General features: G+C 58.4%; 17 protein-coding genes and 1 tRNA gene. 8 read left to right on the forward strand and 10 right to left on the reverse strand.

Annotation, left to right across the window (positions count from 1 at the left end):
* Positions 1–7: 7 nt before the first annotated feature.
* The 5 genes from HHJ06_RS05780 to HHJ06_RS05800 all read right to left on the reverse strand — a co-directional run bounded on the left by HHJ06_RS05780 (position 8) and on the right by HHJ06_RS05800 (position 9,644).
* A complete protein-coding gene (locus HHJ06_RS05780) occupies positions 8–5,884 on the reverse strand; it encodes an RHS repeat domain-containing protein (protein ID WP_215428404.1) in 5,877 nt (1,958 codons plus the stop codon).
* A gap of 456 nt (positions 5,885–6,340) precedes the next feature.
* Positions 6,341–6,415 (reverse strand) — tRNA-Gly (locus HHJ06_RS05785).
* A gap of 124 nt (positions 6,416–6,539) precedes the next feature.
* Entirely contained in the window at positions 6,540–6,731 is a 192-nt protein-coding gene (locus HHJ06_RS05790; protein WP_215428405.1) for a hypothetical protein, read from the reverse strand.
* Positions 6,732–7,376: 645 nt separating this feature from the next.
* Entirely contained in the window at positions 7,377–8,897 is a 1,521-nt protein-coding gene (proS, locus tag HHJ06_RS05795) for a proline--tRNA ligase (protein WP_215428406.1), read from the reverse strand.
* A 54-nt stretch (positions 8,898–8,951) separates the two neighbouring features.
* Positions 8,952–9,644 (reverse strand): site-2 protease family protein, encoded by a 693-nt coding sequence (locus HHJ06_RS05800; RefSeq protein WP_215428407.1) that lies wholly within the window; start codon positions 9,642–9,644, stop codon positions 8,952–8,954.
* 103 nt (positions 9,645–9,747) lie between these two features.
* Between HHJ06_RS05800 and HHJ06_RS05805 the strand changes: the two genes are divergently transcribed.
* The 6 genes from HHJ06_RS05805 to HHJ06_RS05830 all read left to right on the forward strand — a co-directional run bounded on the left by HHJ06_RS05805 (position 9,748) and on the right by HHJ06_RS05830 (position 15,751).
* Positions 9,748–10,467: a hypothetical protein gene (locus tag HHJ06_RS05805; protein WP_215428408.1), complete on the forward strand. Its 720-nt coding sequence runs from the start codon at positions 9,748–9,750 to the stop codon at positions 10,465–10,467.
* A gap of 75 nt (positions 10,468–10,542) precedes the next feature.
* Positions 10,543–11,451 carry a nucleotidyltransferase family protein gene (locus HHJ06_RS05810; RefSeq protein ID WP_286010591.1) on the forward strand — a complete coding sequence of 303 codons (909 nt, stop codon included), beginning with the start codon at positions 10,543–10,545 and terminating at the stop codon, positions 11,449–11,451.
* Between the two features lie 12 nt (positions 11,452–11,463).
* Positions 11,464–12,558, forward strand: a complete 1,095-nt coding sequence (locus HHJ06_RS05815; RefSeq protein ID WP_215428410.1) for a phosphotransferase enzyme family protein — start codon at positions 11,464–11,466, stop codon at positions 12,556–12,558.
* 29 nt (positions 12,559–12,587) lie between these two features.
* The gene (locus HHJ06_RS05820) at positions 12,588–13,514 is read left to right on the forward strand and encodes an NAD-dependent epimerase/dehydratase family protein (protein WP_215428411.1); all 927 of its coding nucleotides are present in this window, start codon (positions 12,588–12,590) and stop codon (positions 13,512–13,514) included.
* 369 nt (positions 13,515–13,883) lie between these two features.
* Positions 13,884–14,279, forward strand: coding sequence for a hypothetical protein (locus tag HHJ06_RS05825; RefSeq protein WP_215428412.1), 396 nt, complete (start codon positions 13,884–13,886; stop codon positions 14,277–14,279).
* A 92-nt stretch (positions 14,280–14,371) separates the two neighbouring features.
* Positions 14,372–15,751: a replication-associated recombination protein A gene (locus tag HHJ06_RS05830; RefSeq protein ID WP_215428413.1), complete on the forward strand. Its 1,380-nt coding sequence runs from the start codon at positions 14,372–14,374 to the stop codon at positions 15,749–15,751.
* A gap of 126 nt (positions 15,752–15,877) precedes the next feature.
* Here the strand turns inward: HHJ06_RS05830 and HHJ06_RS05835 are convergent, their stop codons facing one another.
* The 4 genes from HHJ06_RS05835 to HHJ06_RS05850 form a co-directional block, all read right to left on the reverse strand.
* Positions 15,878–17,095 (reverse strand): hypothetical protein, encoded by a 1,218-nt coding sequence (locus HHJ06_RS05835; RefSeq protein WP_215428414.1) that lies wholly within the window; start codon positions 17,093–17,095, stop codon positions 15,878–15,880.
* A 25-nt stretch (positions 17,096–17,120) separates the two neighbouring features.
* A complete protein-coding gene (locus HHJ06_RS05840; RefSeq protein ID WP_215428415.1) occupies positions 17,121–19,349 on the reverse strand; it encodes a discoidin domain-containing protein in 2,229 nt (742 codons plus the stop codon).
* Between the two features lie 108 nt (positions 19,350–19,457).
* A complete protein-coding gene (locus HHJ06_RS05845; protein WP_215428416.1) occupies positions 19,458–20,057 on the reverse strand; it encodes a manganese efflux pump MntP family protein in 600 nt (199 codons plus the stop codon).
* Between the two features lie 793 nt (positions 20,058–20,850).
* Positions 20,851–21,567 (reverse strand): GDSL-type esterase/lipase family protein, encoded by a 717-nt coding sequence (locus HHJ06_RS05850; RefSeq protein ID WP_215428417.1) that lies wholly within the window; start codon positions 21,565–21,567, stop codon positions 20,851–20,853.
* 139 nt (positions 21,568–21,706) lie between these two features.
* Between HHJ06_RS05850 and rpoN the strand changes: the two genes are divergently transcribed.
* Together rpoN and HHJ06_RS05860 are read left to right on the forward strand one after the other, a co-directional pair.
* Positions 21,707–23,104 (forward strand): RNA polymerase factor sigma-54, encoded by a 1,398-nt coding sequence (gene rpoN / locus HHJ06_RS05855; RefSeq protein ID WP_215428418.1) that lies wholly within the window; start codon positions 21,707–21,709, stop codon positions 23,102–23,104.
* 149 nt (positions 23,105–23,253) lie between these two features.
* Complete coding sequence (locus HHJ06_RS05860; protein ID WP_215428453.1) at positions 23,254–24,405, forward strand: MFS transporter; 1,152 nt, start codon at positions 23,254–23,256, stop codon at positions 24,403–24,405.
* Positions 24,406–24,422: 17 nt separating this feature from the next.
* Here HHJ06_RS05860 and HHJ06_RS05865 read toward each other — a convergent pair whose 3' ends face one another.
* Entirely contained in the window at positions 24,423–25,376 is a 954-nt protein-coding gene (locus tag HHJ06_RS05865) for a hypothetical protein (RefSeq protein WP_215428419.1), read from the reverse strand.
* Position 25,377 lies beyond the last annotated feature (1 nt).

Here is a 25,377-nt window from a genome sequence, read left to right on the forward strand (position 1 = left end):
AATGTGGTTAGAATGAGTACGTAACCTGGACGGATCCTGATACGGGAAATTCAAATTTCCTCCATTGCGTAGTGGTGATCCCGGCAGATAAATCACAAGTTATATTAACACGGCCTATTTTCAAGTCCATTAATGTCAATCCGGCTCTGACAGAGAAATCCTGCTGGCTCACGAAGCCAAGCCTGCTGCGGAATCTATCCTGCGGGGAGAGCAGAGCATTCCCTTTGGACCAGGTAAGGGTTTCCGCCAGTTTTCCTCCTACTTGCTTTCCTCCCAGACTGCATAAGGGAACATTCATTTCAGCACTGATGGAAAATGACATGGTAGATGAAATACGTGAATCTTTAAATATTCCGGCCATTTCCTGAACGGTGTGGGAGATGCCATCCTGGTAATCGCCCACTTTCATGCGTATTTCAGCCAGATTGTTATCCATGAAATTGCTTTCCCTCATTATTTTCTCAACTTTCTTAGTGATTGCTTCACTGGTCAATTCACAGAACTTTTGACTGCCGTAACTGGCAGTTATCCTATTGGCCCCTCTGGTAATGGCTTTTTGTAAAAGACGGCCCATTTTGTCGTTACTCAGGGCCAGGTCTATTGTTACAGGCAGCCCGAGCCATTCATCCACTTCCGGGGGGCTGAAATAAGGGGGGCCGTCCGGCGGGAAGATATCGGTAAATCCGGTATTCCCCCGGTAATCCGTGGTGTATGGCACCCGTCCTTCTACAAATCCGTATAAATTGATCCCTCCCTTTTCCATGAGGGAATCCCTGCTGGTCCACCTGCCGTCCAGGGGATTGTAATGGCGGTAATTGTAATAAACCATGCCGATTTCAGAGTCATAAAACTCGCTGCTCCACTGAATGGGCTGGGCGGTTCCGGTCGCGGTGACGGCTCCGTAGGGGGCATAGGAATACGCCGTGGCAATGGTGCCCTGCGTGTTGAATACCTCCATGACATTCTTGGCCAGGTCATATCCGTACGTATACCAGGTTCCGTTCTTCTGGATGGCCAGAGGGCGCGTGGCGATTTTTTCCCGGGGATCCCAGGTAATATGCCACAGGGCCGGATGGCCGCTCCGGGTCACGTCTACACAGGAAATCTGTAAATAGCCGCGGTAGACATACCGCTGGTGCAGGGTTACAGAGCCGTTAACCGTCACTTTTTTCATGTTTCTGCGGCCCATGTAGTCGTAGGCGCATTCCATCACGGTCTGCCCATCCTGGCTCGTGAAGCTTACAGGGCGGTTTTCCGCATTGTAAGTGACTGACCAGATTCCCGTTCCCGTTTTCACCAGAGTCTGGTTCCCGTTTGCATCATAAACAGGAGAGAAGGGGTGTTCCAGTGTTGAAGGTGGAGAGTTGAGAGTGGAGTGGGTGATTCCGGTGTATTGGTTGAGGCTGTTGGCCTCGTAGCTGATTTCCCCGGCGATTTCCTGAGCTATTTTGCGGTTGCCTATGTTGTCATAGGTATAACCGTAGTTTTCCGTTCCAAGATTGGCGGCCATGAGTTCCCCACGTCCGTTATAGCTGAAGCCGTCAGCCTGAGCGGTTCCCTTTCTGGCGCAGTTCCCGGTTACGGGGCGCCCCGCCGCATCATAGCCGTATCTCCTCAGGACGACGTCGGTCGTACCTCTCGTGGCGTTCATGGAGACGGGAAGGTTGCGGTGCTCTTCATAGGTCCGCGTGACCAGGATATTGTTGGGATGGGACAGGGTATGCAGCAGATTGCTCCCTTCCAGATAGCCGTAGGAGAAGGTTTGTTCCGCGCCTCCGTGCGTGAAGGAGGCTGTGGCGATGCGGCCGTCCGCGCCGTAGCCGATGCCCGTTGTCTGCTGGAGAATTCCTCCCTTGGAATAGGTATGGCCGGAGCTGCGTCCCAGGGCATCTCTCTGCTCGGAGACCAGATGGATGACTCCTTCCTCCGTCCAGGTGCTGCTTTCCTGTTCACCGTACTGGTTGTAGGAGATGTTCCAGGCGCCGGAGGAGTCCACGGCTTCAATGAGTTTGCCAACCGTATTCCAGGCATACCTTCTGGCGGGCGTTTCGTCGCTGTAGCTTTCCGAGAGAAGCAGCCCACGTGCGGATTCCCAGGCATAGGTGGTCACGACTCCGCGTCCGTCCGTCCGCGTTGCGGGCTGGTTGAATGCATCGTAAGTGCGCATGATGGTGTTCCCGTCCGCATAAGTTTTTTTCACTTCCAGCCCGGTTGCATCATGATATTCCCAGCGGGTGGCATCTCCGTCCGTTCGTCCGGCAGGGTCCGTGGTGATTTCCTGGTCATCCGCGCGGAACGTCGTCATTTCCGTCAGCCTGCCAGCTTCATCATAAGTGAAGAGAACGGGTTGGACCCCCGTGCCCCACTGTGCTGCCTTGCGCCCCCGGATGTCGTAACGGTAGCAGGTGGTATGGCCCAGATGGTCAACGATCGCGCACGGTTCGTCAAAATGGGCGTCGTAGGCGGTGGCGGTTGTGCTGCCCGCTGCATCCGTAACGGAGACCTGGCGTCCCGCCATGTCGGAGATGGCGGTTACGGTATTTCCGCGGCCGTCAGTCTGCGTGTAGGTAATTCCATCAGCGGTGTAGGTCCGGCTGACGGTCGTCGTGATCCCGGAATGGTCCGTGTCCGATACTGTGAAGCCGTCCGTGACGGCGGCCACGGCCGTAATGGCTGAGACGGGAACGGTTTTCTTCTGAAAGCGCTCCGTTCCTTCGCCGTATTCCGTCCATGAAATACTGACGTCTCCGCGAGCATTGGCAGAGGCGACCTTGCTTTCCAGAGACGCGCTTTCCGAGATAAGTTCAGCCTGGCTTTTTGCATACACTCCTCCGTTTCCATTGCAGCGGGAAGTGACGGTCACCCGGTAAATGCCGTCCTCCCTCTTTTCCACCGTATGGGAGTATTCCGTAATATCGGAATTTTCCACCGTGGGGGAAGCCGCCAGTTTCAGGGTTTCCTTTACCAGATTGCCAAAGCCGTCGTAGGAATAAAGGACGGGGGCTTTCCCGTCGGTTCCCTTTTGCGTGATCAGCCCTCTGGAATCATAGACCGTACGTTCATAAAGGTAGGTGTTATTCAACGTAGTAGGGCTTGTGGCAACGACGATTTCTCCGAATCCGTTTTCCAGCCTTTGGGAAAGGATGGTCGCCTGGTCGGCCAGCTTAACGGTTTCCCGGACGCGGCCTCCATTATAGTCATAAATATGATAGAGCTCCCTCTGGCCTGTTCCGGCTTCGTGAGCCACGCTGCCGTCCGTGTAATTGGTCGTAATGAATGTTGCTCCGGCCGGGGTAGTCATGGTGGTCGTCAAGCCGTCCGCGCTGTAGGCATAGGTGGTGGCGCGTCCAAGGATGTCTGTAGACAAGGTTGGCCTCCCCAGCAGGTCGCAGGCCATCCGGCGCGTGGCGGACATGGCGCCGGTATCCGTTCTTTCCTCAAGAATTCTTCCCAGAGCGTCTCTCTTGTAGCTGGTGATGGTTTCCGGAGTAGCAGGCGTTGCAGAACGGATGGTTTCAATGAGCTGCCTGGCAGTGTCGTAGGAATAGCTGGTCAGCACGCCGTCCTCATTCCTTTCCCACAAGGGGCGGCCGTCACACATTAATGCACGTTCCGTTACGCGTCCGTTGCTGCGCGTGCGCTTGATCCAGCGGTTCTGTTCGTCGAATTCGTAATCAGCGGAGGAAAGCAGCCGCCATGTCCCTTCGCTGTCCAGGATATATTCTTCCTCCCGGACCGTATTGCCTTCCGGGCTGATATACTGGAGGCTTTTCCTACTTTGTCCGGCTACAGGCTCCCCATTGAGGCGCGTTTCCCTGGTGATGCAATAAAGCGCTCCGTGGGCTGTCGCTGCCGTGTAATCGTACCAGGTTTGCACCCCATTGGCCGCTTGCGTCATCCGGCTCCGTCCCCGGGCGTAGGTATTACTCGCGTCTCCCTGCCATGTTTCCGTTACTTCCAGCCTGGTGAGGCCGTTGGCGGTACTGCGTTTTTCCACTCTCTTGATGTGGTCAGCTACACGATAGGAATATTGATCCCGGCGGTGAAGGTGCGGAATGCCTGAGGCGTCCACCATGTTAAGATCCACTTGGCTGGGTTCATTGCTATAGGCGCTTCCATCATCCAGGTACGTGAATTGCTCCAGTTGCGCCTGCCCCCCGGCCCAGGGGGTGGTGATGACGGTAATACGCCCCTTCCGGTCATGGAGGTACGTAGTTGCTCCGCCATCCGGAGCGGTGACGGAAATCATGCGTCCCGCATCATCGTATTTATAGGAAGTCGTTTGGGCCTCCGGGCTGCCGTACCCTTCCGTGCGAGTGAGCAAAAGTTCTCCCGTGGGGTGGGACAAGTATTCTTCCGCCACCCTGGAAGCAACGGATTCCCCTTTGCTGACCGTGGTGACAATCCGGTAGGTTCCTTGAGGTTCAAGCTCTGTTTTAACGCAGCTGGTCGTGATGGCGTCTTCTCCGTCGCCAAGGGCAATCTGCCAGGCGCCCTCCACTTGCGTCCATGTGGTGGTGAAAGGAGGCACGCTGGACGGAAGGGCCAGGCTCCGTTCGGTTACCGTAAGGCTTTTGTCCTCTGTATTTCCGCTGACTGTGAAAGTTTTGAACGGTTCTCCCGTCACGGTATAGAGCCCCGTTGCCTGATCCAGGCCCGTGATGCGGGAGGGAAGATAAAGGGAAATGCAATAGCCGTTCTCCGTAGTGACAATATCGGCCAGGCCGTCCCACAGGTTCCATATCTGGCGGAGGTTTCCGTTTTCTTCTCTCAGCAGAACCAGGTAATTCTCCGCGTCTTCCGCTGTCAGCAGGGAATTCTGCGGAGAAATATATCCGGCAAAGAGCCCCGTGGCCAGGTGGTAGAATGTTGCGGAGCCGTTCACCTTGGATATCCGGAGGTAGCTGGCTTCCCGCAATGCTGTCACGGCGGCGTCCTCCCGGCTCAGGGTCCTGACGAATTGTGCCCGGTTTGTTCCTGACGAGGTGGAACCGATACCGAATGCCGACTGGCCGTCGGCATCGCACACATAGTTGGTGAAGCTGCCCCCTTCATAAACCCTGAAGGATTGGTTGGGAGCAATTCCGCCTTCCGGAACGAGGACGGCGGACGCTGCCGGATGGCGGTAGGCCAGCCCTTCAGGTGTCAGCAGAGAGCTGGAATACTGATACCCCGTGATCTCCAGGCGCCCTGAAGGAATGCCGCCCATCCCCCGGAAGACGCCAAAGGAGGCGGACCAGCGCATGTACTGCAAGGTTGCCAGCCGGGAAACCCGTCCTCCGGCTGAGGTGCTGTTCAGGGCAAGAGCCGGTACCCCGGCCATGGTGCGGGCGGGTGAATCCGAGGGAGGGCCGCTTGGATCCCCCTCCCCATCTTCGCAGGAGCATTCGCATTCATCTTTTTCATTTTCATCCGGAATGATGCTGATGGGGGGACACGGGCCTACCGTGCCGTTGATGAGAGAAATGTTGCCCGTAGGGTCCGGATAATAATTGATGTTGTGGTGTTCTGCGAAAAGGCAATGAAAGCCGCCGGAAAGGTTGCCGAACTCCAGTGAAAAGTTGTGGACCGAACCGGAGGAAGAACTTTGTGTATTGCTGTCCACCGTGACTGTGACTGAATCGTCTACCTGGCCGGAGGCCGTGACCGTATGCCTGGCTTCCTCCGCGGCTCCCTCCGCGGTTTCCGGAAGCTGAAAGACGCGGCAGACGGGCGTCATGACGTCCGCGGAAGTGGAGGGCTTGCCATGTGAGTAGGATAATTCCACCGTGTCGCTCTCTTGGCGTGCCGTTCTGGAAAGATTATTCCGGACAGGCTGGAAGGGAACGATGGAGAGGTTGAGCGGGCGCTGCCGCACGAAACTGTTTTGATGATGAATGTTCATGTTTTTTTAATGGTTGGAAAGAGAAATTTGGAATGTATAAAACTTCTCAATTGGTATATTCTGTGTATTATTAATGCCATTGTGGTGTCAACAGGCCTATTTTGTTGCAAAGCAGGTTTCTGTATGGAGAAATGGAGGCATATCATTTTTTGAAACTTCATAATATGTTCAATATTTGTTGAATATGAAATGATGGAAAAATATCTGGAATAGATTTGAAATCAAAAAAATAAAAAGTGGCGCCATTAATGCCACTTGAGCGGTGCCGTTGTCCCCACTCAATTTTCTGTTTCCTGGGGCGGTTCCGTGTAGAAATACGGGTAAGAACAAAAAATGGACGCGTCTGCTCCGACTTTTCCTTCCGGCGGAATTCCGGAGGGAGCTCCCGCACTTGGCTTGTTGTCCGGGGTAATAAAAAAGCCTGCTTTTAATGAAGCAGGCCCCGGATAAAAAAGATGGAGCGGATGATGGGATTCGAACCCACGACATCAACCTTGGCAAGGTTGCGCTCTACCCCTGAGCTACATCCGCTTTGGATGACCGGAGCCTTGCGGCGTCCGTGTGGCAGAGAATATATAGGGTTATCCGGATTTGGCAAGATTTTTTTAGAGAAAAATTCATGTTTCACCGGAATAGGTACACGCTGCCATACCTCTTAAAGAGAACTGACGCTTCTGGGAAGGAGGGGGATGGAAAAGAGTCGGGCTGCTTTTGCCGGGCATTCCGATTCGCCCTTGGGAGGGGCGGCAGGCTGCTGCTCTTTCAGCTCCGCGGCTGTTTTGGCCCCGTGTTCCAGCAGCAGTTTTTCCTGGGCGGTGTTATGGCGGTTCCTGGCGTGGTCCAGCATGGAAACCGTTCCCCTGCATATGGCGTGGACGTGGGCGTCGTGTTGAATGAGCAGGCAGGTAATTTGAGGTTTTCCCTTGATGCCGGTAGCGTGGTACCGGGGGGACGAGGCCGTTCCGGTCCGCTTCGTTGGCGTCGGCTCCCTGTTCCAGATACGAATTGGATTTGTTTCGTATCGCCAGGGACAGGTTGGCAGCACCCGCCAACTAACCGCGGAGCCTTCGCGGACGCCTCACCGCTCCACGCGGATGGGCGGCCTAGAGAGAGTGGGAAGGGTGTCCACATGGGACAAATGACACTTTCAGAATTTCAGGTTTCACCCTTTCTCAGGGAATTATGTGTGTAAATGCTCCCGTGACCCTTTCGTCTTCTCTCAACAGCTTGGTAATTTCAAGGCTTTCAACCTTCTTCAACCTATTTCCAACCTTTTCAACTATTTATGCTTGGTCACACTGAACCGGAAGAGCATGTATTTATCCCTTATAACGGCGGGGCGGGGGCGGCGTCCGAAATGAAGAGGTTTTTACAGAAAGAATGCGGAAAATCATGAAGGGCTCCCTGTTTCCATAAAAAACGGGACTGTTCCGGAAGGCACGTTTTCCTTGCCTTGGAACAGTCCCGTGAAGAAAGGGAGTCAATGGGAGGATCAGTAGCTTCTGGCCCAGAGGACGCGGCGTTCCGTCATGCGGCCGGTGAGGATGCAGGGGGCGGGCTCCCCGCGGCCCAGTTCGCCGAGCGGGATGCAGCGGATGGAGATGCGCAGCCGTTTGGCGAGCTCCTCTTCCTCTTCCGGCGAACCGTCCCACGGCACCTGGAGCCAGTCGGCGTCGCCTTCTCCGGAGAAGTTTTCCTCCAGCTCTTGCAGGGTGGAGGCGGGGCGGATGTGGGCGTCCCGGAAGGCGATGGCCCGCTGGAGCAGGGTGTCCTGGATGTCCTGGAGAATGTCCGTAACGGTATCTACCAGTTCCGTTTCCGGGACGAAGGATTTTTCATTCACGGGCTGGTCGCGCCGCTGGACGCAGACGGAGCCTTTTTCCAGGTCCCGGGGGCCTATTTCCAAACGCACGGGCACGCCCTTCTTCACCCATTCCCATTTCTTGGCTCCGCCGCCCAGGTCGCGCCTGTCCACCAGCACGCGGAGCGGCTGGCCGTGGAAGGTCTTGGAGCGGAGGGTGCGCGCCAGTTCCTCGCAGTGGTCCAGAATGGCCTGGCGGCTTTCTTCCTTGGGCGTAACGGGGATGATGACGACCTGCTGGGGAGCGACGCGGGGCGGGCAGACCAGGCCGTCGTCGTCGGAGTGCATCATGATGAGCGCCCCGATCATGCGGGTAGAGACGCCCCAGGAGCTCGTCCAGGCGAACTGCTGGGTGTTGTCACGCCCGGCAAAGCAGATATTCTGGGATTTGGAGAAGTTCTGTCCCAGGAAATGGGAGGTTCCGGCCTGGATGGCCTTGCGGTCCTGGACCATGGCTTCCACGGTGTAGGTCTGTTCCGCGCCGGGGAAGCGTTCCGCTTCCGTCTTTTCTCCGGGAATGGTCGGGATGGCGAGCACGTCCCTCTGGAAGTCCTCGTAAACCTTGTGCATGGTGAGGGTTTCTTCAATGGCTTCCTCGCGGGTTTCATGGGCCGTGTGGCCTTCCTGCCACAGGAATTCCGCCGTGCGCAGAAAGATGCGGGGCCTCATTTCCCAGCGCATCACGTTGCACCACTGGTTCACCTTCAGGGGCAGGTCGCGGTAGCTGGACGTCCAGCGGGCGAAGGCCGCGCCGATGACGGTTTCCGAGGTGGGACGGATGACGAAGGGCTCCGTGAGCTGCCCGGTGGGAATCATGCGGGTCTTGCCGGTGGCTTCATCCTTCTGAGCTTTCAGCCTGTGGTGGGTGACCACGGCGCATTCCGTGGCGAAGCCTTCGGCGTGTTCCGCTTCCTTTTCCAGATAGGAAATCGGAATCAGCAGGGGAAAATAGGCATTCGTATGGCCGGTGTCCTTGAAGCGCTGGTCCAGGTCCTTCTGAATGAGTTCCCAGATGGCGTAGCCCCACGGCTTGATGACCATGCAGCCGCGCACCTCGGAATTCTCCGCCATGTCGGCGGCCTTGATGACTTGCTGGTACCACTCGGGGAAGTCCTGGGCGCGGGTGGGCGTGATTGCAGTTTGTTGAGACATATTGGATGGTATGTTGAATGGAACGGGCGTAACCCGCGGAGAAAGCTTGGAATATTAAAAAGGGGCGTTCTTATATTCCCGGTAGTTGCTGAAGGCGAAGAGGGCCATGAAGATGGGAATGAAGTAGCCGTGGAAGAGCTGGAAGCTGAGCAGCCCGATAATGATGGCCGTGATGAACCCGGTCATGAACACCTTTTTGGGAGAGCGGATGAACTGGGCGATCAGCTGCCCGCCGTCCAGGGGATAGATGGGCAGCAGGTTCAGGATGGTCCACCATTCCCCGATCATGATGAGGCAGGAGAGGATGTAAAGCTGGGGGGAGATGGCCGCCGCCGTGAAGGGGCTGATGGCCAGGTCCCAGAAGGTCAGGTTGTGCGCGGTCATGACCGGGGCGACGATGTTCCAGGTAATCCACAGGCTAATGACGCCCAGCAGCAGGGTCATCATGGGGCCTGCCAGAATCATGAGGGCCCTTCCTCCGCGGGTCAGTTGCATGCCGTGGCTGCTCGTCAGGCCGCCGAAGAGTTCCAGAACGATCGTCTGCTGGCCGCCGCCCAGCCTGCGGCCCACCAGCGCGTGCCCCATTTCATGGGACAGGATGGCGACGAAGCCGGCAATGACGAACAGGGCCGGGTAAATGAGGCCTTCCACACTGTTGATGCTGAGAGCGCCGCCAAAGATGGCCAGCACCACCCAGAAGCTGGGGCGGATGTAAACAGGTATCCCGAACAGGGTGAAATGAATCATGCGCGAGAGGGTAAGGGCAGATTCCCCTTTTGCCAAGTCCGGAGAACGTGCATGCACCGTTTTGGCATTGGTACGGTGCAGGAGATTGTGTTAAAAGGCCTTCATGAGGCTGTTTCCCATCATCCTGTGCTGCGCCGTGCAGGCCGTACAGGGGTATGACGGACCCCCGCCCCTGACGGAGGTGGACGGCCGTTCCCCCATCCGCATGGGGGGTGAATTGCTGGGCGGCTACCGTTCGGACTACATCCACCGCGGGGAGAAGCTGGGCCCCAATTCCGTGGAAGGCCAGATTTCCGGCGGGGCCTCCCTGTCGGACTCATGGGCGGTGAGCGGGGAACTCTTTGCCATCCGCAACTGGCAGGGGCGCAATTTCAGCCAGACCACCCTGCACGGGGAGCTTCAGTATTATCTGGCGGACGAATGCACGGCCGGCCTGTTTGTCAACGGGCAGTGGTATGATTCCTGCCCCTTGAAAAGCGGAACGGAGCCCGGCCTGTCCCTCAAGTGGAATCCCATGCCGTCCTGGTCGTTCAGCGGCTCCTTCCTGTATGACTCCGGGCAGGAGGGGGTGTACTCCCAGTGGGGCGTTACGTGGCAGCCTCTGCTGTGCGAATCCGTAGCCATGGTAAACACGGTTTCCCTGGGGTTTTCCCATGATTACCTGGGGAGAAACGGCTTGAAGGAGCTGATGGTGCGCACGGGCGTGCGGTGGGCCGTTTCCGGCAGTCTGCGGGTGGAGCCCTTCCTGGGGTGGTATTGCGGCTACGGGCGGGATGATTTCAAAAAAGTGGTGCTGGGCCTTTGGTGCTCTTACGTTTTTTAACGGGCGGATTTCTCCGGTTTTCCGGCATTTTCCAGTTGCCAAACGGGGAGGCTTGGTCATAATGGCCCGCGTATTATGAAGCCTACACTTCTTGTTTTAGCAGCTGGTATGGGTAGCCGTTACGGCGGTCTCAAGCAACTTGACCCGATGGGTCCCAACGGTGAAGTCGTTCTTGACTACTCTGTTTATGATGCCATCCGGGCCGGTTTCGGAAAGGTGGTATTCATTATCCGCCGTGACTTTGAAGACATTTTCAAGGAAAAGGTCGGCAGCCGCTTTGCCGGCAAGATTGAGGTGGATTACGCCTTCCAGTCCCTGGACGACCTGCCAGAAGGCTTTTCCGTGCCGGAAGGCCGCGAAAAACCCTGGGGCACCGCCCACGCCCTGCGCGCCGCCCGCAATGTGGTGAAAGAACCCTTTGCCGTGGTGAATGCGGATGACTTTTACGGCGCGGACGCCTTTGTGCAGGCCGCCAAGTTCCTGACCACCACCACGGATGAACCCGGAAAGGCCCATTACGGCATGATCGGCTATCCGCTGAAGAACACCCTCTCCGACAACGGGGACGTGAACCGCGGCATCTGTTCCATCAAGGAAGGCCTGCTGGACGGCGTGGAGGAATTCGTGAAAATCCAGGCTGATGAAGACGGCGTGGTGCGCGGCAACAACCTGAAGGGCGAACGCCTGCCCGTGGACCCCGGCGAACTGGTTTCCATGAACTTCTGGCTCTTCTCCCCCTCCTTCATTGAGCTGACGGAAGACCGCTTCATCGACTTCCTGAAGGAACATGGCCAGGAACCCAAGAGCGAATGCTTCATTCCCACCGTGGTGGACGCCCTGATTCATGAAGACCGCGCGGACTGCGCCGTTCTTCCCACCTCCTCCACCTGGTTCGGGATGACCTATCCCGGGGACAAGCCCATGGTCGTGGAAGGCATCAACAAACTCATCAAGCAGGGCGTGTACCCTGAAAAGCTCAACTAAGCCCCTTTTCCCATGCACGATCTCAAGGCTGTATCATCCCTGTTCGATCTCCGCGGCGACTTCGTCCACGGTTACTCCTACGGCAGCGGCCATATCAACGACACCTACTGCATCTGGGTGGACCAGGCGGGGCAGCGCATCCGCTACATCCTCCAGCGCGTGAACCACAACGTGTTCAAGCAGCCCATCCCCCTGATGGAAAACGTGAAGCGCGTGACGGACCACGCCCTGAAGCGCCTGAAGGAGGAGCAGTGCCCGGAAGCCTACCGCCGCACCCTCACGCTGGTTCCCTCCGTGGACGGCAAGCCATACGCCCTGGACGCGGACGGCAACTGCTGGCGCGTGTACCCGTTCATTGAACGTGCACGCACTTACGACCAGATTGAAACCACCAGGCAGTGCCAGGAAGCGGCGCGCGCCTTCGGCGAGTTCCAGAAGCTGACGGCAGACCTTCCCGGCGAACCCCTGTTTGAAACCATTCCCGATTTCCACAACACCACCTCCCGCCTGGCGGCTCTGAAAGAAGCCATCCAGTCAGACCCCCTGGGCCGCGTGAAGGAAGTGCAGAAGGAAATAGACTGGTACCTTTCCCGTGAGGCGGACTGCCATCTGGTGGTGGACTACCTGAAATCCGGAGAACTGCCCCTGCGCTGCACGCACAACGACACCAAGCTGAACAACGTGATGCTGGACGACGTGACCGGGGAAGGCATCTGCGTGATTGACCTGGACACCACGATGCCCGGCTCCGCCATCTACGACTTCGGGGACATGATCCGCACGGCCACGTCTCCCGCCGCGGAAGATGAAAAGGACACCTCCAAGGTCACCATGCGCATGTTCATGTTTGAGGCCCTGGTGCAGGGTTACCTGAGCTCCGCCAAAAGCTTCCTGACGCCTCTGGAAAAGAGCCTGCTGCCGTTCTCCGGCAAATTGCTCACGATGGAATGCGGCATCCGCTTCCTGACGGACTACCTGTCCGGAGACGTGTACTTCAAGATCCACCGTCCGGAACACAACCTGGACCGCTGCCGCACGCAGATGGCCCTGGTGGAATCCATCGAGGCGCAGATGGATGAAATGAAGGCCGTTGTGGACCGCTACTAATCAATACCTACCAACATCGGAAAAAACACATGAAGATTCTCGTAACCGGCGGCGCCGGATTCATCGGTTCCCACATTGTGGAACACTATCAGGACAAGGCGGAGGAAATCCGCGTGCTGGACAACCTGCGCACGGGCTACCTCAAGAACCTGGACGGTCTCAAGCACACCTTCATTGAAGGCTCCATCTGCGACCGGGAGCTGGTTCGCCAGGCGGTGCAGGGGGTGGACTACATCTTCCACATGGCCGCGCTCGTCTCCGTGCCGGAATCCATGAGCAAGATCGGAGAGTGCATTGACATCAACGTCAACGGCCTTCTGAACGTGCTGGAGGAAGCTTCCGCCGCCGGAGTCAAGAAAATCGTGCTGGCGTCTTCCGCCGCCATCTATGGGGACAACCCCACGGTGCCCAAGCTGGAAACCATGTACCCGGAACCCAAGAGCCCCTATGCCATCACCAAGCTGGACGGGGAATACTACCTCAACATGTTCCGGGCGGAAGGCAGGGTCAACACGGCCGCCGTGCGCTTCTTCAACGTCTTCGGCCCACGGCAGGACCCCAAGGGGGCCTATGCCGCCGCGGTGCCCATCTTCATTGAAAAAGCCGTCAAGGGAGAAGACATCACCGTGTACGGCGACGGCACCCAGACACGTGACTTCATTTACGTGAAGGACATCGTGGGAGCCCTCACCTTCGTGGCGGAACACCCGGAAGTCACCGGCGTGTTCAATGCCGGGTACGGCGGCCAGATCACCATTGAAGAACTGGCGCAGAACATCATCAAGGCCGCGGGTTCCTCCTCCAAGGTGCTCCATGCCCCGGAACGCGCCGGCGACGTGAAGCATTCCCGCGCCTGCGCGGACAAGCTCCGCAACGCCGGATGGCAGCCCAAGCACACCCTGCCGGAAGGCCTGGCGACAACGCTGGAATACTTCAAGGGCATCCTGGGCAAGTAACTTTCCGGAATTTCCGGTTTACCATTATTCAGGGACTGTCTCCGCTCCTGCGGCGGAGGCAGTCCTTTTTTGCCGGGAAAACGGCGCGTGTATGACAAATATGCCCGGAAACCGTAAAGTGAATCATTCAAAAGGCTTTTTTCCGGAGCGGGAAAAGCGGGGGAAACGAATCGCCGGAAAAAATGGAAATTCATTCATCATGAAGCATGTTTCATGGAATGCGGCAGTACGTTGAAGTTACAGGAAGATGATTGGCGCAAGTTGATATTTCATGTTTGTTAGAGAACGGTATTTCCTACAGAAAGGACAGTCTCCGGCATTGAATATCATTGACAGGAGGGAGGGTTAATAATAGAGACCAAAAACGATATGAATCCCTACAGAAATTCTTCAGTCAGTCAATTATCTGCTCTTGATGATCCCTATCTTGAACTGGTGATGGCCCGCCGGAAGGAGGAAGCCCGCTGGGGATGGATACCTTTTGCCGCATTCATTTCCTTTCTGCTCGTGTACCGCATCTTTGGCTTTCTGATGCCTACCAATGACACGGACGGTTCGGAACCCTGGCTCTTCTTGCTGGCGCTGGCGGGCTGGGGGCTTCTGGCGCTCATCCACATGATTATACTCCCCATCTGGATGCTGATAGCCTCCCTCCGCTATTGGGAGGTGAACCGCAGGGGACTGGCGGTGGCGGGGCTGCTGTTCAGCGTGCTTGCCCCTGTCTGCATGGTCCTGATGCTCTCCTGCTGGTCCGTTTTTGGATAACATGGAACTCCCCTCCATTCCCGGGCGGGAAACTTGCCGCATTCCGGGGATTGGCCTTTTCTCCGCTCCTGCGACCGGGTAAAGTGCCTTTGATGGATCTGTTCAGTTTACAGGAAGCGGAGGCGCGGGGAGGCTTTGAACCCGGAGCGGACGTCTCCGCCATGCCTCTTGCCGCGCGCATGCGCCCGCGCTCCCTGGATGAAGTGGCCGGGCAGAAGCACCTGCTGGCGCCGGGAAAGCTGCTGAGGCGCGCGATTGAAACGGACCGGTTCACCTCCCTGATTTTTTACGGCCCTCCCGGCTGCGGAAAGACCACCCTGGCCGCCGTCATCGCCCAGACGACGAACGCCCACTTCATGATGCTCAACGGGGTGGAATCCAACGTGGCGGACATCCGGGAAAAAATCGCCCAGGCGCAGATGAGGATGAGCATGCACGGGCGGAAAACCGTCCTCTTTGTGGATGAGCTGCACCGGTTCAACAAGGCGCAGCAGGACGTCCTGCTCCCCCATCTGGAAAAGGGAACGGTCAGGTTCATCGGCGCGACTACGGAAAACCCCTACTTTGCGATCAACTCCCCCCTGCTGTCCCGTTCCCAGGTCTTTCCGCTGGAACCGGTGCCGGAGGAAGAACTGGCCGCCCTGCTGAAACGCGCCCTGGCGGATGCGGAGCGCGGACTGGGAGCCTCCCGCGTGGACATGGAGGAGGAAGCGCTGAACCATCTGGCCGCCAAGGCGGACGGAGACGCCCGGAAGGCCATCACGGCCCTGGAGGTGGCCGTTCTGTCCACTCCTGCGGGGGAAGACGGCATTATTCATGTGAACCTCTCCGTGGCGGAGGAATCCATCCAGCGCAAGGCGATCAAGTATGACCGCCTGGGGGACTCCCACTACGACACGATTTCCGCCTTCATCAAATCCATGCGCGGCTCCGATCCGGACGCAGCCCTGTACTGGCTGGGCATGATGCTGGAAGCCGGGGAGGACATCCGCTTCATCGGCAGAAGGCTGGTCATCGCCGCGTCGGAAGACGTGGGGCTGGCGGACTCCAACGCCCTGCGCGTGGCGCTGGACGCGGCGCGCGCGGCGGAAATGGTCGGCATGCCGGAGGCCCGCATTCCGCTGGCGCACGCCACCGTGTACCTGGCGACGGCCCCCAAGAGCAATTCCGCCTACATGGGCATCAACGCCGCCATGGAGGACGTGCGCAACGGAAAAACGCTGGCGGTGCCGGAACACCTCCGGACGCCCACGCGCAAGAAGCTGGCCGCCGCCGGCGGTGCGGACGCCGCCAGGCTGGAATACCTGTATTCCCATGATTACCCGGAACATTACGTTCCCCAGGCCTACCTGCCGGAAGGCCGCGTTTACTACACTCCCACCGGAAACGGGCTGGAACTGCGCATCAAGGAGCGCATGGAATACCGCCGCAAGCTGGCGGAGGAAGCGCAAGAAGGCGGAAAGAAGAGCTGAACAGGATAGTTCCCTTCCGTTTTCCGCCGGAAAAAGAAGAAGGCAGGAATTCCTGTGGAAATATCCTGCCTTGCTGAAGGTTCTGATAGGGGGCGTTTTGTACGTCTGCCGCTTTCCGGAAGGGAATCAGGATTCCTTGGTCACGATGATGTCGCAGTCCGCTTCAAACCAGCCCTGGCCCTGGCAGTCGAAGACCAGGTCCGGCTTTTCCGAGCCGGAGAAGCGCAGGGTGAATTCCCGCCCGTTTTTGTCCTGCTGGTCCTTGGGAAGTTCGCTGACCACGCGGCTGCCCCTCATGAAGCGGGGATTGCGGATATTGCAGCCGCCGCTGTTCATCTTGAAGGTGATCTTGTAGTTGCCGGGGCCGTTGAGCATGCTGCCGATGTTGACGCGGGTGGGCGTAAATTCCGGGCGGAGGTCATAGCCCGTGAAGTGCGGCTCCTTCAGGGTGACGGGTTCCGTCAGGAAGCGGTAGTAGTTCTGCGCGCCTGTACCCATGAGGGTCTTGGGTGAGATTTTGGCGATGTCCGCCAGGGTTTTCAGCGCCTGGTCCTTTTTCCCCTCATTGCGGTAAAGCCAGAATCTGGCCGCCATGACCTGCTGTTTTTGCAGGGGAGTCAGGCCGGGGATTTTGAGCTGCCTGTCCACATAGGCATGGGCGGCCTTGTAGTCTTTCTGCCCGCCGTTTTTGCCGGAGTCTTCCACCATCCGCTGTACCTTTTCAATGTAGGGCAGGTGCTTGAAGGTGTATTTGAAGTGCATGCCCTTGGTGTCTTCCGGGTCCGCCTTCTTGATTTTTTCCAGAATGTCCTTCCGGGCGGAGGCCGCGTACGGGGGAAGCTGCTGGAGGCCTTCGCCGTAAAGAAGGGCCGCGTTCGCGCCGGAAGAGGCGTCCGCCTTTTCCCACAGGGCATTGGCCTTCTCCTGCTGCTTCACGGCTTCCAGCGCCTGCTTCATGACGGCGGGCAGCGTTTCCTTGGAAACGCCTTCCGACAGGAAGACCATGCCGCCGGCGGGGGAAACCACCTGGATGGCCGGGATATTCCAGATTTCACCGGGAGGCCTGGGCAGTTTCTTTTCCTCTTCCGTCATTTCCTCCCGTTCGTCCTGGATGCACCAGAGGACGGGTTCCGGGGAGTCCTTGGCCAGGTGCTCCACGGCTCGGGTGACTTCCCGTGACTTGGGGGACCAGTCCGTGCCGGCCCACACGACGATCATGTATTTGTTGACGGTTTTGGCCTCGTCCTTGACGGTGTTGTATGCCGGGAGGGCCGCCTGGAGGGGTGCGCCCAGGAACAGGGCGGCGGCCAGCAGGCAGGGAATGGTATTGAGATGATGAAACATGGCGTTAATGGAAAGGGTGCAGGGGTTATTTTTCGTAAACGAGGATGTGGCGCAGGTGCATGAATTCCGGCTGGGCGTTCTTGGCCTCCACCTTGATCCACTTGGCCTTGGTGCCTTCCGGCGCGGTGATGACCCATTCCTTGGGCATGTTTTCCGTGGCGGCCAGCGGGAACCAGGTGGCCCCGTCCGTGGAGGTGGAGACCTCCATCTTCTTCATGCGGTCTTCATTGCCGTTGCGCTTGGTGACCACCAGTCCGGCCAGGTTCACGCCGTTCTTCAGTTCCACAATGACGTTCGGATTAGCTTCCTTGTCCGTATGGTGGGAGCCGCCGCAGGGGCGCAGCAGGTTGATGTGGTCCCACGGGCTGTCCCACTGGCAGGTGGTGGAGCACCGGACCATGCCGTCCGCGGGCACCAGCTTCCAGCCCTGGGGGATGGCGGCATTGACCGTGTTGGCCGACGTGTCGGCGTCAGAGAAGGAGGCGGCCGCCTTGCTCAAGGTCTGGAAGGCCGGAATGGAGCGGGCCATTTCCGTGGCATAGATGGCTTTGCCGTAAGCTTCCTTCAGCTTCTTGGGATCGGGGGCTTTTCCGGTGGTTCCGGTTTCTCCCATTTGCTGGGCTACCTTGGCAAAGGCGTTGGAGAAGACGTCCGCCTGCCCGTTTTCCACAAAGGTTTTAACGGCCCATTCCAGCGCCTGGCCAAAGTTGGTGCCGTCCCCCGTTTTCAGGTGGGTGGAGAGGACTGTTTCCAGATAGGCCGCCTTTTCCTGCGGGTTGGTCAGGAAGGCGGACTGGGAGTCCAGCACGGGCTGGAATTTCACCGCCCAGGACGTGGGTGTGGTGGCGATGGTTTCATGCAGGTCCCGGAACCAGGCGATCCGGTCTTCCGACGGGATGTCCATCAGGAATTTGTTCTGCACGTCTTTCAGGATGTCGAACGCGGCAAAGCCGTTCCCCTTGTAGTGGGAGAGGGCGTCCTTGGCGTAAACGTACCAGTCGATGGGCTGCATGCCTTCCTTTTCCAGCAGCAGGCGCTGGAGCTCCGCGCGGAAGAACGGGTGCAGGGGCGTCTGTTTCAGCGCTTCCCCCCAGGCCTGGATGGCCTTGTCCTTGTTGCCTGCGGCTTCGTCCAGCCGGGCCTGCGCGGCCCACAGGTAGGCCTGGTCCGCCCTGGCGTTATCCGCAAAGACGGTTTCCATCAGCAGGTAGGAGGTGGGGGCCTGCCCGCCGAAGATGTGGTTGTGCATGCCTCCGTCCGGTCCGCCGAAGCCGCCTTTCCATTCCCCGCGCTTCACGCGCACTGCATAGGCGCAGTGGCCGGGCTGCCCCACCGGATAGGCGGGAATGCCGTGGGCCTGGGCCGCCATGGTGCCGAAGTAGGAGAGGCCGCCGCACACCCCGCCGATGACTTGCGTGTTTTCCGCGGAGGTGTTGACGTCGCGCCACGGCACGTAGAAGAGGGGACCCTGGATGGTGTCTCCGAAGAAGTTGTTGCCCGTATAGGGAGCAGCCCAGCAGGCGTCCGTATACCGCCGCCAGGGGAGGTTGACGTGCTCATTGCTCCATTCGTAGGATTTGTCGTCCCACGTGTGGCCCACGACGAAGCGCATTTCCCACGGGCGCAGCTTGATGAAGCCGGGATGCAGCTTGTTTTCCTGATGCAGTTTTTTGAAAATCTGGTAGCGGCGCACCGGGTTGCTGCTGGCGGCATTGGTTTTCAGTTTTCCCGCCATGGGGCCTGTGGAGAAGACGGAGGCCAGCCCCGTGGCTAGGGACTGGTAGTCCCGGAAATCCGCGCTTCTGCCGTCCGCCTTCCATATATCGGAAAGGATTTGAAGGCCTTCCGGAGAGTTTTCCGGAATCAGGCCCGCTCCCAGGTAGAGTTCCACCCACGCGGGGTCCTGTAAAAAGGCCTTGATGAAGGCCGCATCCTGCGGGCTTTTGGAGAAAACGGCCTTTACGTTGTCCGGCCCCGTGACACGCAGGAGTTCGTGAATGTCCAGCAGGTGGCGGTATTGTTTGTCCTGAAGCAGTTTTTGTCCGGATTTGGTTTGTTCTCCAGCCTTCAGGAGGGAGGAGCGGAGTTCCGTTTGCAGCCCGGCAAAGTCGCCTGCGGCTATTTTCTGCGCCAGGGGGGCCGGAAGCTGGCTGGCGGCGGACGGCGCTTCCGTTTCAGGTTCCGTCAGATCCTGAGCCATGCAGACGGGCGCGGCGAGCAGGGAGGTGCAGAGAAGAAGGTGTGAAATATTCATGTGGAAAAGCTTGTTTAAGGATAGCGGAAAAAAGGGGCTGGAGCCAGTTTGTTTTCCGACTTACTACGATGCCGGAAAGAGGTTTTTATCATTCGCCGCGGGCATTTTTCAGCACAGGTGGTCGCAGAGCATTTTAACGCCCAGGCCGATGAGGATGAGCCCGGCTCCGGCTTCCAGGTGGAACGTGGGAAAGCGGTGCAGCCGCCGGGTCAGGAAGAAGCCTGCCGCCGTGCACAGGAAGGTGGTGAGGCCGATGACGGCGGCGGGGAGAAGCACAGCGTGGAGAGTGGGGGCGGTTCCGCACTGGGCGGAAGAAAGGTAGATGCTGATGCCCGCCACCAGGGCGTCTATGCTGGTGGCAATCCCCACGGCCAGGAGGGTGGGCAGTGTCAGGCTGGTGACTTGGGGCATGTGTTCCTCTTCATTGCGGTGGTTCCAGCCTTCCCGGATGACGTTGACTCCCAGAAACGTGAACACGGCAAAGCCCAGCCAGTGATCCCAGGCGGCAATGTACTGGTGGACGGACCCCGTGAGCAGGAAGCCCAGCACGGGCATCAGGAATTGTCCCGCCCCGGTGGACACGGAAAGCTTGATGCCGTTGACCAGGCGTTTTTGCTTGATGAGCAAGCCGTAGGAGAACGCCACGACAAAGGCGTCTACGGACAGGGCGAAGGCCAGGAATAACAAGTCGGCAAGCGGCATGCTCATGCGGAGAAAAACTCTAGGGCATCCCCGGTAAAAAGCAATTTTTTTGTTCCACGCGGTTTTTCCAGGTTCCGGGGGCATGGGAGAGAGAAGAACCGGAACGTTCCCCCCATGAGGGACTGCCCAAATGCGCGGAGGTCTGTTGTAGAGAGACTTTTCCGTTTTTCGTCAGAGGATTCGCCTATGCAATATCACTCTTTTCAAATGCAAAAACTGCTGGATAACGGCCTTTGTGTGATTGGGGGATCAGTTAAGTTGGCGTTGGCGGTTTCTTTTACGCCCAGGTGCAGCAATTCAACGGAATAGCGATTGTCATGAAGAAGACAATGAGAATGGGAAAATTCGTGGTGTTCTCTGTTTTTAGAATTTCCCCTTGAGAGACATAAAATTTTGTTTAATCATTAATTTACTCACCGTCAATATTTTAGATCACTTGCATGTTTTCGTGCTTAAAAAAATGAATGAGACGGTAAAAAACACCGCGGCAATGAATGAAAATATAATAGAAAATGTGCTGTGGAACCATTCATCAAAACACAGTTCCCTAAGTCCGGAACATACACATAATGCGTTGAAGATAGCTACACTAACGAGAATAAATTTCATTTTCAAAGGATATTAGGCAAAATGATTTAATCCTGAGGAGTGAAATTCTCAAGCATAAAAGCCTGAAAATGTTTCCGCAGGAGCCGTAAATTTCCCCCAATGATATTTCCGGCGCTACGGCTCCATAAGCTGAATGCTGGAAGAGGGACATTTCTTCCGTCCGTCATGCGGTGAAGAAGAAAGGTGAGGATTACTTGCAGTATTTTTTCATGTAGGGCAGCACGGCGTCCGCCCAGATGGCATAACCCTTTTCCGTGAAGTGCAGGTTGTCCCTGCTGATGCCGGGCAGGAGCTTGCCTGCGGGGTCCAGAAAGCGCTTGTTGATATTGGCGTAGGTGGTGCGGGGCAGTTTGCACTGGGCCAGGATGGCATTGATTTTGTCATTGTGCTGGCGCAGCTTGTCCTGGGGCCCCGTGCCGCGCGGGAAGATGCCCAGCAGGAGAACGTGGGTGTCCGGGAACCTGACGAGCAGGTGCTCCACGGCGCCCAGAATGCCCATGGCCGTTTTTTCCGGAGCTTCTCCCCCCTTGAAATGGCCGGTGTTGTTGGTGCCGATCATTACAATGCAGAGCCTGGGTTCCGTCCGTGCCGGAATGCCGGAGTCCGTGATGCGGTAAATCAGGTTGGTGGTCTGGTCCCCGGAGATGCCGAAGTTGCAGGGATGGTAGGGTTTGAACTCCTTTTCCCATACCTGCTTTCCTTCTCTTTTCCAATAATCCGTGATGGAATCTCCCAGGAAGAGCACGCCGCAGGGGTTGCTTTTTACCTGCTCCACCTGTTGTTCATACTGCTGCCTCCACCATTGGGGCTGTTCCCGTGGCACTGGGAGCAGGGGGGATGGCATGGCCGCCATCGCCATGGGGAAGGAGTTAAGCAGGGAGAAGGCAAGTGCGAGCAGCGTTTTCATTTGTTCTATTATACGGATGTTTTTCAAAAACGTTACATGAAAGTTGTGGTCTTTTTCCGCCTTTTCCGTGCGCTGGCAGCTCTTGCAGCGGGGTGTTCCCCCTTGCCAGATTCCGGGGGGTGGTGTAGCTTGTGACGGTATGAGTGAGGTATCCCTGCAGCATGGAATGGCGCGCCAGATGGCCGCCTCCCAGTCCATGCAGGCCGGGATGCAGATTCTTCAGGCCTCTTCACTGGAATTGAAGCAGCTTCTCCGCCACGCGCTGGAGACCAATCCCATGCTGGAGGAACTGCCGGACGCCTCTCCGGAAGCCCTGGAGGACGGCCCGGACGGAGACGCCTGGAATGAGCGGGAAGACGGCTGGAACGAGTTTACGCCGGAAGGCCGTCCATCCGCGGAGGCCGCCGCCCGCCGTGATTTCATGTATGAGTCCGTGGTGGCTCCGGAATCCCTGAAAACCCATTTGACGGACCAGGCGCAGCATTCCGCGCTGACCGGGCGCGCCCGGGACGCCCTGTTCCTGCTGATTGACGCCCTGGACGACCGCGGCTTCCTGACGGAGTCCCCGGAGGAGCTGGAAGAACGGGAGTGCTTCAGCATGCGGGACATGGAGGAAGCCTTGGCCGTACTTAGGGGGATGGACCCTCCCGGCGTGGGCGCGGCGGATTTGAGGGATTCCCTGTTGATCCAGCTTGAGCAGCGCGGCTTGAAGCGTTCGCTCGCCTTCCGCCTGGTCAAGCGCTGCTGGCGGGAGCTGGCGGCTCACAAGTATGAGGAGGCCGCGCGCCTGCTGGACGTGGAGCCGGAAGCCGTGGCGGAGGCGCTGGAAGTGATCCGCAGCCTGACGCCGGACCCCGGCTGCTCCTATGCTCCCGGCGGCAACCCCCATTTGCTGCCTGACGTCATTGTGGAGGAGGGGCCTGGCGGGACGCTGGAGGCAGTGCTCACCTCCGAGTACCTGCCGCGCCTGTCCATGAATGAACGGTACATGGAGCTGATGGCGGAGAGCTCCGGAAGCCGGGAGCTCAGGCAGTATCTCCGCAAGGCGTTCCGGGAAGGACAGGAGCTGCTGCGCGCCCTGGACATGAGGCAGGAGACCGTGCTGCGCCTGGCCCGCGCCATTGTGCGGCGGCAGGAGGATTTTTTCAGGTTCGGCCCGTCCCGGCTGAAGGCCATGGGCATGGAGGAGGTGGCGGAGGAGATGGGCGTGCATGTTTCCACGGTTTCCCGGGCATGCCGGGACAAGTACCTGCTGTGCAAGTGGGGGATGAAGGAGCTGAGGGCCTTTTTCAGCGCGGGCGTTCCGGCGGAGGGGGGCGCTTCCCCGGATGGAGCGGGCGCGGAGGCCGTAGCGTCCGGCGCGGTTCAGGAGCTGATGCGGCGGTTGATTGCGGAGGAAGATTCTTCCAGACCCCTCAGTGACGCCAGGCTGGCCGCCGCGCTTCAGGAAAAGGGGGTGAACATTGCCCGCCGTACGGTGGCGAAGTACCGGGAGCAGATGAAGATTCTGCCCGCCTCCCTGCGCAGGGGAATATGACAGTTCACTATATTTTTAAATAGTTTATTGATGGTTTATTATCAATAATTTGTGTTGTGTGTTGCGGAAATGCTTCCCTTGTTTTTATTGCCGGCGGAAGAGGCGGTTGACTGCCGCGGCTTTGGTGCTATAGTCCCCGCTTTATCGTGATGCGTACATTTACCTGGCCCATTGCCCTGCTTCTGCTGGGGCTTCTCTTTCAGACGGTGGCGTTTGCCGTTCTGAATACGGTGGTTCCGCTGTGGATGGAACAGTCTGACGCCGCCACCTGGGAGGCCGGGCTGGTGGGGGCTTTTTTCTTTCTGGGGAACCTGGCGGGTACGCTGATGGCCGGCGGAGTGATCCGCAAGGCCGGCTTCAAGGGGAGCTACCAGTACGCGTGCGTTTTATGTGCGGCATCCACCCTGCTGCTGCTTGTGTTTCCCGGCGCGCTGGCCTGGAGCGGCCTCCGGCTGCTGACGGGGATAAGCTGCGCCCTGGTCTGGGTAGTGGTGGAAAGCGCCCTGCTGAGGGCCGGAACGCTGAAAACCCGCGGGATTCTTCTGGCCTCCTACCTGGTGGTTTATTATCTGGGAACGGTGCTGGGCCAGCTTCTTCTGGGCTGGTTCCCCAGTGACATGTCCCTGGTGGTGACGGAAGTATGCATTCTGTCCGCGGTGGGCATGATTCCCCTGCTGTTTGTCCGCCTGGAATCTGATTCCGCGGGCGCCCTGTCTTCCACCCATGTGGAGGTACGGACGCTGCTCAAGCGCCGCAGCGTGTTTCTGGGCGTGGTGGGGTGCGTGATTTCCGGAGTGGTGCTGGGTACCATTTACTGCCTGATGCCCCTGTTCCTGAAACACCAGGGCATGGACCATTCCTCCGTGGGGTACTGGATGGCCCTGCTAATTGCCGCGGCCATCCTGGGCCAGTGGCCCATGGGCAGGCTGGCGGACAAATACGGGCGCGCCTTCGTCATGAAATGCCAGTCTTTGCTGGTGGTGGCCGCATGCGCGGGGCTGGTGCTGAAAGGCGGCCTGATGGCTCCTTCCCTCGTCGCGCTGGGGCTGGCGGGTTTCTCCCTGTACCCCGTCGCGATGGCCTGGGGATGTGAAGACGCCTCCCGTGACGAGCTGGTAACCATGAACCAGCTTCTGCTGCTGAGTTATTCCATCGGCACGCTGGCCGGTCCTTCCCTCACCTCCTTCCTGATGCAGCGGTATTCCGACAACTGGATGCCGATGGTCATTGCGCTGGTGGCGCTTTCCTTCATGCCCGTGCTGATGCTGGACGGCCGCAGAAGGAGAAGACTGTCCCGGTGAGGGCAGGGGAAACGGCGTCAGGATTTTTTCGGCTCCGGAGCGGCGGTTTTCTCCGGCTGGGGAGTGTCATTGTCCGCCACCTGGTGAATCATGTCCGTCAGGGCGCGCACGTAATCTTCCGTGTGGGAATCCGTGACGGGGTATTTGCACAGGCAGGAGACCGTGGGAATGTTCAGGGCCGCGTAATGGCGGTCATTCCCGGCAATGGCCGAAGGCTCCCGGTGGAACGTGGGGGGCGCCTGCTCCCAGGATTTGGTGAAAGGGGCGGCGCACTGGCCCGCGAATTCCTTCCCGCGGGGAGTGGTCATGAACAGGACGGCCTCCTGCGGGGTCGGCGGTTCCTGCTGTTTTTTCCCCCCGGCGGCCAGTTCCTGAGGTTCCAGATTGATCATGCCCAGGATGTTGGCCGCGCCGATGCTGCCGCTCAGGGCTTTGGCATGCACGTAAGCTCCGGAAGAGGAAGACCGCCCCGCGGGGCCTGCTCCGTTCGCGTACGCGACAAAATAAATATTGTGGTTGGTGGGAATGTCCTTGAGGTCCCGGGCCGTTTCCAGCAGCAGGGCGGTGCCGCTGCCGTTGTTGAGCTGTTCGCCGGAGTCGTAATTGGCACCCACCACAATGCTCTGGTTGTTGGAGTACAGGCCGGGCTTGTACACCAGGACGTTGTAAATGGCTGTGCCCTTTTTCGCGTCGCCTCCGGCTACGGGCTGGAGGGTGACGGCATAGCCCATGTCGGAAAAGGTCCCGGCGATGTATTTGGCGGCGGCTTCCATGGACTTGGGCTTTCGGGCGTTCCGTACTCCTATGTCTTTCTGCAGGACGTTCGCATGCTTTTCCATGCGTGCGCCCAGGGTCCGCGGCGTTTCCGGACCGCCGTGGGAAGAAGAGGGGAGGAGGGTGCAGGAGGAAAGGGCGGAAGCTATCAGCAGGCCTCCGGCAGCCAGGGCGGCGTGTGTGTGAAGGCGGGTCATG

Source organism: Akkermansia muciniphila (assembly GCF_018709685.1).
Taxonomy (GTDB): domain Bacteria; phylum Verrucomicrobiota; class Verrucomicrobiia; order Verrucomicrobiales; family Akkermansiaceae; genus Akkermansia; species Akkermansia muciniphila_E.